Genomic DNA, 10,465 nt, shown 5'->3' with positions numbered 1-10,465 from the left:
CGTACGAGCGTTGGCCTTCGGTACCACCTCCGACGGCCGGCCGCTGCTTGCCTCGGGCGGCGACGACACCCGAATCTTGCTGTGGGATCCGGACACCGGATCGAGACTTCCGGACCCGGCTGCACGTCATACAAGGCCGGTGCTCGCCCTAGCGATCGGGCGAGTCAGCGACGGCCGGACCATACTCGCCTCAGCCGGTGGCCCGCGCATAGTGGTGCACGAAGTTGACAGTTCCGAGTCGGCGGAAATGACGCTCAGCGGCCACACCGCGAAGGTGCGTTCACTCGCGTTCGGAGAACATGTCGATGGCCGGATGACGCTCATCTCGGCGGGCGATGATAACACCGCGCGGGTCTGGGATCCGGATCCAAGGGTCAACTCCGATCAACCGAAACCCCTTCTTGCAACCCATGGTGTTGCACCCTCGAAGCCTGCGGCTGTCTGTGCGGATCCACAGGTTTTAATCATCGGTTGCAGTGACGGGATCATCTCTTTGAGGAACTCGTAGTCAACGACGGAGCCGCAATGACAGAAGGTCAGGACGACATCAAGGTCAGATATCACGACGACCGAATCGTTATCGAGGTCAATGACAGGAGTTCCGATCGCGACCGGGTGAGTCTGCTCTCCTACAGGCAATCAACGCAATGGCATGAAGTGCTCATCGCCGGACCTGTTCCCAGTAGCTCCGGTCGCCGGGGCAACAGCTTCCCGGGTATGTACTACTACCACCCCGGAGCCGACAGGCAATGGGTGATCATGGTCAACGGGCCGGTCGACTGGACGCAGTGCCGACTTGACGTCCAACCGCGAGACGGCGTTCTCGAACTGGGCCTCTTCTCCACCCTGCCCATAAATCCACTGGTGAGCCTCAAGGTGTGGCATTCGCCGAGGGAGGAGATGCCCAGCCAATGGGAAGCGGTGGAAACTCTCGTCACCCGGAGCTTCCAGATGGCTCCCCTGCCTGCGGCACCGGACTTCACGCCGAATTGGCGAGACCTGTCGTCACGCTGTCTCGACCGGCTCGACACAAAGGAGGTGCAGCACCCCCTTGCGAAGAAATTGGGAGGCATCGCCTACCAATCCATGGACGGCAGTTCTCGCGACATATACGGAAGACCTATGCCCTATGTCGAGCTGATTCCTCAGGTGAGCATCGCTCGATCGCTGCATGGGGCGGCACAGCACCTCGGGCTTACCCGCGCGGGCCGGATCAGTCAAAGGCTGGCCCGGAAGGTCATCCCGAACTTCTTCAATCCGGTGCTGGACTTGTTCGAGAATTCCTATGTCGTGGGGAAAACGTCGCGAAAAGACGACATCGTCATTTTGGACACCTGGTACGCATTGAGCAATCTCAGCGACATTCTCTACCTCGCAGCGGCGAACCCCGGTGCGCAGCTGCATCAACTTGCCGCCCGCGCAGTCGCCACCTGGATGGCGATAGGCAGGGAGATGAGGTACAACTTTCCCCTGTTCCTCAATGCAACGCACCGGGAAAACCAGGGAGGGAAACTCAACGTGGCCGCGGGCGGGCTCTATGCCAGCGTCATGCTCGCCGCCGCGTCTCTCATTCCCCACCAGGCCGAAGAATTCAAGGCCGAGGCGGCCGAAGCGCTGACCGTGATGCGGCGTTTCCCCGTGCAACAACTGTTCCATCAGCCGGAGCTGCTGGCACGGGCCGCGGAGAGCGCCTTCCAGTTGAGCCGCGAGACTCCTTTTCACCGCAGGGTCGGCGAGGACTTCACGCATGCAATGCTGCTCATGATGTACCGGGATCATGTCAATGCCGGCCTGTTCGAAGGGTGCGCCGGGATGATGTATCCGACCTTTCGCGAGTCGGTCGCCGCGCTGGTGTCACTCGCCTCGATCGAGGACCGTATGCTGCTGCTGCCCATCCGAAGCGTCTGCGAACTCGGAGTGTCCCGGTCCTACCGGTTCTTGCATCACTACGACGACGGATCGGTACTTCCGTACGAGGGTCTCACGACGCGGGAGATGCCGGGCGAGAAGGCCGGTATCGCGATATATGCGGCCGGAGGAGTGTTCGATCTCGCCCATCTGCAAGGATCCTGGGGCTGATGGGCCGCGGGGGACGCATATGTTGTCTCATCTGGCTTTTTTGACCCGCCGCCTGGACGGGGACGCGCAGGCGGCTGCAGCACTCGCGGTGTACGCCGAACCCAGCGATGCCGGTTTCACGCATGCCTATGCCGCTGATGCCGGCTATGAAGGCGTCGCGTGCGTCGACGACGCCGCCCGAGCACTCGTGTTCTACTGCAGATTGTGGCGCGATTACCGGTACCCCTGGCTAGTGTCCGCGGTGACGCACTTGCTGAATTTCCTCACGCGTATGCAGCAGGACGACGGCTCGTTCCCCAACTTCATCCTCGACTGGAGAGGGCGCCCGAATCTGACGGCGCCGTCCTCGTCACCCGGCGGACCGTGGTGGACCGTCCGGGCCATGCAGGCACTCGCAGCGACACTCCGGACGTTTCACCTGGAGCAGGCGGACCGCGCATTCCAGCTCGGACGGCAATGGCTCCACCAGCAGGAACTGGTCGGCGCCATTGCTCTCGCCGCCCAGGCCGAGCTTGACTACTGGCTGGTCACCCAGGACCCGACATCCGCGCGCTTCTGCCGGAAGGCGGCGGAGATCATCGCGGATCATCGCGACGGCCGGGTGCTCGCCGACGATCCGCAGACCGCACGCTTCTGGGCACACCATCAGGAGGAGGCACTGATCCGCATCGCCGCCGCCTTCGGGCATTCCTCGCTGTCCGACGTGGCGATCACCTCGGCATTCGAGCTCTTCGGCCCAGCGGTCGCCTCCGGCTTCAGCGGGCGGACGCAGACCGTTCCGTACGAGGTGAGCTGCGCGGTGCGGGCCTTCGCCGCGGTTCACCGGGCGTCCGGCGACCCACGGGCGGCAGAACTCGCGGATTTGGCCAGGGCATGGTTCTTCGGGCGCAACGCGGCTTCAGCGCCGGTCTACGACAGCTTCCGACAGCTGACATATGACGGGGTGGACGGCACGTACGTGAGTCCCAATTCGGGGGCGGAGTCGAACATCGAAGCCTGCTTTGCACTGTATCCGGCCCTGTCGTGGGACGATCTTGCTGCCGCGTCGGGTTTGGTCGCTGACTAATTAGTCCCAATATCCCCTGCCGGGGACGCCGCCCGCGGCGTGAAGATGGTGGGGTTGCTCGCCGACGCCGACACGTCCTTGGTAGTGAAGCCCGTTAATTAGTCTGGCGCCGGGGCCCGACCTGAAGGGTCGCACACTGTCGCTTCGAGCACGCCGATCAGAATTTCGGTTTCCCTGACCGTGGCCCTGCGGGCAACCCGCCAACCCGACCCGGCGAGGTGAGGAGCACCCGCGTGGCGATGCAAGAACCGCAAGAAGTCCCGGCCGACGACCACGAACAGATCGTGCATCGGGTCGCGTCGGTCGATGTGGGCAAGGAGTTCGGCAAGGCCTGCACCCGCACACCGCACCCGACGGTGCCCGGACGCAGGGTGACCCGAGTATGGGACGTGCGGTCCACCACGAACGCGATCATGGAACTGGGCGCCCATCTGGTCGACGAGGGCATCGAACGCGTCGTGATCGAGTCGACGTCGGACTACTGGCGGGCGTTCTACTACCTGCTCGAAGCTCACGGCCTGACGGTGTGGCTGGTCAACGCCAACGACGTCAAGCAGGTTCCGGGCCGCCCGAAGACCGACAAACTCGACGCGGTATGGCTGGCGAAGCTGAACGAGCGCGGCATGCTGCGTCCATCGTTCGTCCCACCCGCGGACATCCGCCGGTTGCGTGACTACACCCGGCTGCGGTTGGACCTGACCGCGGAACGCACCCGGACAAGCAGCGCATGGAGAAACTGTTGGAAGACGCGTTGATCAAACTGTCGACCGTGGCCAGCGACATCTTCGGGGTCTACTGGCAGTTTCAGCAGTGGGAGCACGCCAGGTCACCGAACGCATCCTGAACGAATTGCGGGAGCTGGTCCGGATCAGCGAGGGTCGCGAACCGGAGCCGTCCGCGGGGATCATCGACTCCCAGTCGGTCAAGGGCGCCGACACCGTCGGCCGTGACTCCCGAGGCTACGACGCCGGTAAGAAAATCAACGGACGTAGGCGATTCATCGTCACCGACACCCTCGGCCTGCTGGTCGTGGTCTGTGTGACGTCCGCGGCCTGGCAGGACCGCGATGGCGCGAAGACCACCCTGCTGAGCACCTACCTGAGCACACCGATCCGGCACATGTTCGCCGACCAGGGCTTCGCCGGCAGACTGGTCGACTGGGCCGCCGGCACTCTGAAGACGACCGTGGAAATCGTCCGCAAGCCGGCCGAGCAGCGCGGCTTCGCCGTGCACCCCAAGCGGTGGGTCGTGGAACGCGTGCCTGGCCTGGCTAACCGCACACCGCCGGCTGGCACGAGACTACGAACGCGACCCCGCCGTCTCCGAAGCACTCATCCGCTGGGCCGCCATCAACACCATGGTCCGCCGCCTCGACCGCGGCCGACCCGCCACCCGGCAACACCGCCGTCAGCTCGCCGCCACGCCCGAGTAGCCCTCTCTCAAACACTCACTGACTGGACGTTTTAGTAGTGTTAGGTGAGTTATCGGCGGGTTACGGCAGTGCGATCTCGGCTCTGGATGGCCTATACACCCGAATCGAACCTTTCGGGATGACTCTGTTATGAGTAGATCTGCGGGCTTTAATCCCTCGATCGTGTTTGATTAGCTTTCCACCAGGAATCGACGGACCCCGCGTCCCCGCCGCTTGCCTGCACCACCGTATCCCCAGGTCATGACCGAACGACGCGCATATCCGTCCGACCTGTCCGACGCCCGCTGGGCCCTGATCGCACCCCGGCTCACCGCGTGGCGCCAGGCCCGCACCGACGCCCGTACCGCGCTCGGGATCAAGGGCCGCACCCCCATCCACGACCTGCGCGAGATCTTCAACGCGATCCTGTACGTCAACCGCACCGGAATCGCCTGGCGCTACCTCCCGCACGACTTCCCTCCACGCGCGACGGTCTACGGCTACATCGCCTTATGGAATAAGGAGGGGATCTTCACCGAACTCAACTACCACCTCACCGGACTCGTCCGAGACCACCACGGCCGCACCATCGAGCCGACCGCATCCATCATGGACACCCAGAGCGTGAAGACATCCACCAACGTGCCCACCGGCACCCAAGGCATCGACGCCGGCAAGAAGATCGTCGGCCGTAAACGCGGCATCATCACCGACACTCTCGGCCTGCTGCTCGCCGTGATCGTCACCGCCGCCAGCGTCAGCGACAACGCGATCGGCAACGACCTGCTCAACCAGGCCACCACGATCCACCCAGCACTGACCAAGACCTGGGTCGATGCCGGATTCAAAGTCAAAACCGTCGAGCACGGCGCCACCCTCGGCATCGACGTCGAGATCGTCACCAAGGATCCGCAGGTCAAAGGTTTCAGCGTGGTCAAACGCCGCTGGGTCATCGAACGCACGATCGGCTGGCTCATGCAACACCGCCGCCTCGTACGCGACTACGAAACCCTGCCCGGCAACTCCGCCAGCATGATCACCATGGCCATGATCGACAACCTCGCCCGACGACTCACCGACGAAACCACCCCAACCTGGCGAGACGCCCAAACCACATAATACCACAAAAAACGTTAATCAGACGTCCTCTGAGAGAACGACGCTGACTGGGGATTGCAGTACCAGAGACCTTCGACCACCGTCACGGCCGAAGCCGTACGCAGCAGCGGCCCGGGCCCGGATCGAGCTCCACCCGATCGGAGGAGTCGCCGGCACCGTCGGCGACTCCGCGCAACAGCTGCAGGTTCACCCCGCAGACGAGTGCCGTGTACTGCTGCGCGAGGCGGTGGAACGGGCAGTTGCCCAGCACGACGGCGGCGCTGCCGGGATCTTCCGGCCGTGGCTCGTATCCGGCGTCCTGCAGCGCCTCGAACAGGTTCTCGGAGGCCGCGCCGATGGTCTTGCCGGCGTCGTAGGCGGTGCGGTGCAGCACCTGTTCCACCGGGGCGCCGGTGTCGATCGATTCGGCCACCGCCGCGGCGAGCAAGCCGCCGACCAGGTCGTAGTGCCGTTCGGGCACCGACACCGAGACCTCGTCCGCGGACCGCCGGTACAGCTTCGCGGGGCGACCGGCGCCGGGACCACTGCGGCCCGCGGGGCGGCGGTACTCGACGAGGAGCAGGCCTTGATCGGCGAGCCGGTCGAGGTGGAGCGCGGCGATCCGGCGGCTGACGCCGAGGGCCTGCGCCGCCGCATCCCGGCCGACCGCGGTCGTTGCCCGGCTGACCAGGTCGAACACGGCTCGGCGGGTCGGGTCGTCGAGTGCGGCCAGGGCGGCGACTCGGTCGGGTAGCGGGCGTTGGGCCATGATCCGAGTGTAAAACACGACTCTCTTGACTTTAGAAGAGAGCTGGGTCTAGCGTCTAACGTACAGGAAATGGGTTTTTAGAAGATTGGAGCATGTCATGGTCACCAGCACGCACGGCGCTTCCTCGACGGCCCGGCTTGCCGATCGGGTGGGCGGGCCGGCGCAGCAGGCGTTCTTGTTGCTGCGCACCGTCTTCACGGTCGCGCCGATCCTGTTCGGCCTGGACAAATTCGCGAACCTGCTGACCGACTGGCCGGGCTACCTGGCGCCGTTCGTGGACCGGCTCGCCCCGGGTACGGCGCCACAGGCGATGTATGTCGTCGGTGTCGTCGAGATCGCGGCCGGGCTCCTCGTGGCGATCCGGCCCAAGTACGGCGCCGTCGTGGTGGCCGCCTGGCTCGCCGGGATCATCGTCAACCTGCTGATTCTCGGCGACTACTACGACGTGGCCCTGCGCGACTTCGGCCTGCTCGTCGGCGCTCTCGCGCTGTGGCGTCTGGCCGGCCGGAAGGCAGACCGATGACCACGTCGATCCGGGTGGCGGCCATCGCAGCGGCCACGATCCTGTCCACCTTGGCAACCGGTGCCGCCGCCGGGGACACCCGCCCGCCCACAGCGCCGTACATCATCTATGCCTCGGGCGCGCGCTGGATTCCCGGCTGCATGCCGCTCACCATCGGCATTCAGCGGGCCACGGACAACGTCACGCCGCAGTCGAGCCTGCGGTACGAGGTGTTCGCCGACGGCGTCCTGCTCGGCTCGCTCACCGACTACGCCAACAATTCGGCGGTCTGGGGCGGCCTGCAATTCACGCACGCGGGGCCCAACACGGTCACGGTCAAGGCGGTCGATGCCGCCGGTAACCGGTCCGCGTCCAGCAACGCGGACGTCGTCATCGCGTACGCATGCTGACCCGCGTGCCGGCGGACAGACGGGATCTCGCCGGCACGCTGATGCAGTACTGGTTGCGGCCGGCGTCCTTCGCGGCGTAAAGGGCGATGTCGGCGTCCCGCAGTGCGTCGGCCGTATCGGTCATCAATTCGAGCGGCAGCAGCCCTAGGCTGGCCGATACCGTGATCGTGGCGCCGGCGATCCGCCGTTGCTGCGCGGCCAGCCCGAGAATCCGTTCGGCCTGCCACGTCACCGCCGCTTCGTCGGCCTCGGGAAGCACGATCGCGAACTCGTCGCCGCCGAGCCGCGCCACCCGCCCGGTGGCCGGCACGGCGGCATCGAAATCGCCGGCGAGCACCACCAGGAGGGCGTCACCGACCGGATGCCCGAAGGTGTCGTTGACTTTCTTGAAACCGTCCAGGTCGAGCAGGATCAGCCAGCCCCGGCTGCCGGGCGGCCGGGCCAGCGCGGAGTCCAGGGCGTCGATCAGGGCCGCACGATTGCCGAGACCAGTGAGCGAGTCGTGGGTGGCCCGATGCTCGAGTTGCTCGCGCAGCGCCTGTTGCTGCCGCAGCGCCTCCTCGAGCGCCTTGGACCGGCGCTGCGCCACCGCGCTCAGCATGCCCAGCCGCAGGACCAGCAGGATGGCGACGCTGACCCCGAGAATCATCTGGACCCACGCGCCCTCGGCCGGCCGGCTCCGCGGGGCCGCGACTCCGGTGATGTCGTCGAGCCCGGTCACGACCGGGATCACGGCGGTCAGCAGCACGAAGATGACCAGGCGGGGGCCCGAGACCGTGTCGGCCGGCCGGTCCGGCCGCACGGGTACGGCCATCGCGGGGTGGAGTGCCGTCGCCGCGATCATGACGGGTCCCAGCAGCCAGAGCAGATCGAACCACCCGACGGGTACGGCCGCATCCGTCGTGGCCGCGTGGGTGAACAGGACGTCCCCGGCGATCGGTAGGGCCATGCCCGTCAGCACCAGGCGCTGAGCGTGCCCACGCGCCGAGGGGGACATCAGGATCAGCGCCAGGAGCGCGATCCGGGCCAGCTCGAAGAGCTCGTAGAACCAGAACAGTGCGGTCTGCCAAGCGTCGAGCCCGCCGATGGCCAGAAACGGCTCGGCGATGAAGTGCCAGCTGGCGGCGGACACACCCAGAACCACCACGAGCCCGTCGATCGCGTCGGTCCGGCGGTTGCCGGCCGGTTGTCCCCGCAGCGCGCAGCTCGCGAGGGCCGCCGTGAACAGTCCGAACGCCAGGTAGAGCAGCCAATCGGCGATGCCACCGAACGGAATGATCGTTTCCCACGCGTCGTCGCCGGTGCGCCACAGGAGCTGCGACACCGCGTACGCCATCAGGGCGGCCGCCGTCACCACCCAGAACGCCGGACGTGCCGGACGGTGCCGGCGAATGCCGGCGACGACGATCAGCCCGGCCGACACCTGCAGCGCCGCGGCGCTCCAGGCCGACCAGCGATGACTGCCGAACGCGGTGACAACCGACGCCACGCTGCCCAGAGCCAGGTAGATGCTCCATGCCTGGGTGCGCGGTCGGGTCACGGCTTCGCATATCGGCCGTCAGCGCTCGGACTTTACGGCACCGAGGCTTCGAGTCCCCGGCCGTTCGTCAGCGGCGCCGTGATACCCCTGGCTGCGCGCGTACTGGACCGCCTTGAGCGCGTCGGTCATCGGGATGCGGTGCTGCAGTACGCCGTCGATCAGGTACAACACCTCATCCGCCGTGAACGGCTTCGCGAGGTAGTAGTTGGCCCCTTGTGCCCAGGCCTGCTGCGCGGATCGGGCATCTGCCGAGGCGGTGAGCATCAGGACGGGTACGGCATTGCCCGGTCGATCGCGGATGGTTCGCAGGACGCCGTGCCCGTCGAGGCCGGGCATCATCACGTCGAGGACGACAAAATCGGGCCGGAGCACGTCAAAGGCGCGTACGCCCTCGTTGCCGTCCATGGCCACCCGTACCTCGTGCTGGTCGATCTCGAGAACGTCGGTGAGCAGCTGACAGATCGCGACGTCGTCGTCGATGACCAGGATGTTTGCCATGGTGCCTCTCCCTCGTTGCTGCGGCACGGCGCAGGGCTCTGCGGCTCGAGCTTCGTTGCGATGTTCTGGCTGATCGGTGGTATAGATGCCGGTGGCGTCGGCCCCGGTCCTCGCGGCTTCCTATCGGGTGGGGCGCCGAGCACATGAGGCGGACGACCAAGCGCGGCCCGATGCGAAGTCATGGGGCGAAGGCATCCATGATCTGCAGCACCCCCGGTCCCAGGATCACCACGAACAGGGAGGGGAAAAGGCAGAACAACACGGGGAACAGAATCTTGATCGGAACCTTCTGGGCGAGCTCCTCCGCTCGTTGACGTCGCCTCAACCGCATCTCCCGGGCGTGCTCACGCAGCACTCCGGCGATCGGCACTCCCAAGTCCCCGGACTGCACCACCGCCGTGACGAAGGTTCGCAATTCCGCCACCGTGGTCCGTGCCGCCAGCGCCCGCAAGGCCTGGCCCCGAGCCGCGCCGATCTGCATCTCGCGCAGGACGCGCACCATCTCTCTCGCCATCGGCCCCTTTCCGTGCTGTGCCACCTGCGCCATCGCGGCATCGAAGCCCAGTCCCGCTTCCACGCTGATGACCAGCGTGTCCAGCACGTCCGGCAGGGACAGCAAGAGTTCCTGCTGTCGCTTGAGCCCCAGGTTGTAGACCAGGAGATCCGGTAGCAGGAATCCGGCGGCCGCGCCCGGCAGCGTGCCGAAGAGTGCCCCTTCCGCACCGCCGAACAGCAGGCCGGACAGCCCGCCGGCCACCGCACCGGCGGCCAGTCCGATGCCCTTGAGCGGAACCACCCTCTGCACCGGCCAGCCCGCCGGGTTCCCGGCGTAGTCCAGCTGCCGCTGCAGCCGGGCGATTGCGGCGGCCGGGGTCAACGCGCCACCGATCCGACCGAGGTGCTGACCAAGGGCGCCGAGCCGTTCGCCCAGCGGGCGGTCGCGGGGGGCGACAGATTCGGCCGGGCCGGGGGAGCGCAGCGCGGCGAGGGCCTGAGTCACGTCGGCGCGGTTGCGGTCGCCGCCGAGGAAGGTCAGAACAAGGACGACGACAGCGCCGGCGAGACTGCCAAGTCCGGCGAGGAGGACCATTG

Annotated in this window: 11 protein-coding genes and 1 pseudogene; 8 read left to right on the top strand and 4 right to left on the bottom strand. The window is 66.3% G+C overall.

Going from position 1 to position 10,465, the window contains the following annotated elements; genetic code table 11:
• The 6 genes and pseudogenes from ACIBQZ_RS30935 to ACIBQZ_RS30910 form a co-directional block, all read left to right on the top strand.
• Nucleotides 1–508 (top strand): WD40 repeat domain-containing protein (locus ACIBQZ_RS30935; RefSeq protein WP_396092349.1); only part of this gene is annotated, 508 nt, incomplete at its 5' end.
• A gap of 17 nt (nucleotides 509–525) precedes the next feature.
• Nucleotides 526–2,079, top strand: a complete 1,554-nt coding sequence (locus ACIBQZ_RS30930; protein ID WP_396092348.1) for a hypothetical protein — start codon at nucleotides 526–528, stop codon at nucleotides 2,077–2,079.
• A 19-nt stretch (nucleotides 2,080–2,098) separates the two neighbouring features.
• Nucleotides 2,099–3,145: a hypothetical protein gene (locus ACIBQZ_RS30925; protein WP_396092347.1), complete on the top strand. Its 1,047-nt coding sequence runs from the start codon at nucleotides 2,099–2,101 to the stop codon at nucleotides 3,143–3,145.
• A 239-nt stretch (nucleotides 3,146–3,384) separates the two neighbouring features.
• The gene (locus ACIBQZ_RS30920) at nucleotides 3,385–3,900 is read left to right on the top strand and encodes a transposase (protein ID WP_396092437.1); all 516 of its coding nucleotides are present in this window, start codon (nucleotides 3,385–3,387) and stop codon (nucleotides 3,898–3,900) included.
• A 70-nt stretch (nucleotides 3,901–3,970) separates the two neighbouring features.
• Nucleotides 3,971–4,577, top strand: a pseudogene (locus ACIBQZ_RS30915) (IS5 family transposase); the annotation flags it as partial.
• 240 nt (nucleotides 4,578–4,817) lie between these two features.
• On the top strand, nucleotides 4,818–5,675 hold the full coding sequence (locus tag ACIBQZ_RS30910) for an IS5 family transposase (protein WP_396092346.1): 858 nt from the start codon (nucleotides 4,818–4,820) through the stop codon (nucleotides 5,673–5,675).
• Nucleotides 5,676–5,757: 82 nt separating this feature from the next.
• Here the strand turns inward: ACIBQZ_RS30910 and ACIBQZ_RS30905 are convergent, their stop codons facing one another.
• Complete coding sequence (locus ACIBQZ_RS30905) at nucleotides 5,758–6,423, bottom strand: helix-turn-helix transcriptional regulator (protein ID WP_396092345.1); 666 nt, start codon at nucleotides 6,421–6,423, stop codon at nucleotides 5,758–5,760.
• Between the two features lie 97 nt (nucleotides 6,424–6,520).
• Here ACIBQZ_RS30905 and ACIBQZ_RS30900 point away from each other — a divergent pair, with 97 nt between their 5' ends.
• Both ACIBQZ_RS30900 and ACIBQZ_RS30895 read left to right on the top strand, forming a co-directional pair.
• A complete protein-coding gene (locus ACIBQZ_RS30900; protein ID WP_396092343.1) occupies nucleotides 6,521–6,946 on the top strand; it encodes a hypothetical protein in 426 nt (141 codons plus the stop codon).
• A complete protein-coding gene (locus ACIBQZ_RS30895; RefSeq protein WP_396092342.1) occupies nucleotides 6,943–7,335 on the top strand; it encodes a hypothetical protein in 393 nt (130 codons plus the stop codon). Before ACIBQZ_RS30900 ends, ACIBQZ_RS30895 begins: the two co-directional genes overlap by 4 nt.
• Here ACIBQZ_RS30895 and ACIBQZ_RS30890 read toward each other — a convergent pair.
• The 3 genes from ACIBQZ_RS30890 to ACIBQZ_RS30880 all read right to left on the bottom strand — a co-directional run bounded on the left by ACIBQZ_RS30890 (nucleotide 7,316) and on the right by ACIBQZ_RS30880 (nucleotide 10,463).
• A complete protein-coding gene (locus tag ACIBQZ_RS30890) occupies nucleotides 7,316–8,875 on the bottom strand; it encodes a diguanylate cyclase domain-containing protein (protein WP_396092341.1) in 1,560 nt (519 codons plus the stop codon). The two genes, ACIBQZ_RS30895 and ACIBQZ_RS30890, sit on opposite strands and share 20 nt — an antisense overlap.
• 18 nt (nucleotides 8,876–8,893) lie before the next feature.
• A complete protein-coding gene (locus tag ACIBQZ_RS30885; RefSeq protein WP_396092340.1) occupies nucleotides 8,894–9,373 on the bottom strand; it encodes a response regulator transcription factor in 480 nt (159 codons plus the stop codon).
• A 178-nt stretch (nucleotides 9,374–9,551) separates the two neighbouring features.
• Nucleotides 9,552–10,463: a type II secretion system F family protein gene (locus tag ACIBQZ_RS30880; RefSeq protein ID WP_396092339.1), complete on the bottom strand. Its 912-nt coding sequence runs from the start codon at nucleotides 10,461–10,463 to the stop codon at nucleotides 9,552–9,554.
• Nucleotides 10,464–10,465: the final 2 nt, after the last annotated feature.

Origin of the sequence: Actinoplanes sp. NPDC049599 (assembly GCF_044465625.1) — a bacterium.
Lineage (GTDB): Bacteria > Actinomycetota > Actinomycetes > Mycobacteriales > Micromonosporaceae > Actinoplanes.
This window is presented reverse-complemented; position numbering and strand designations above follow the sequence as displayed.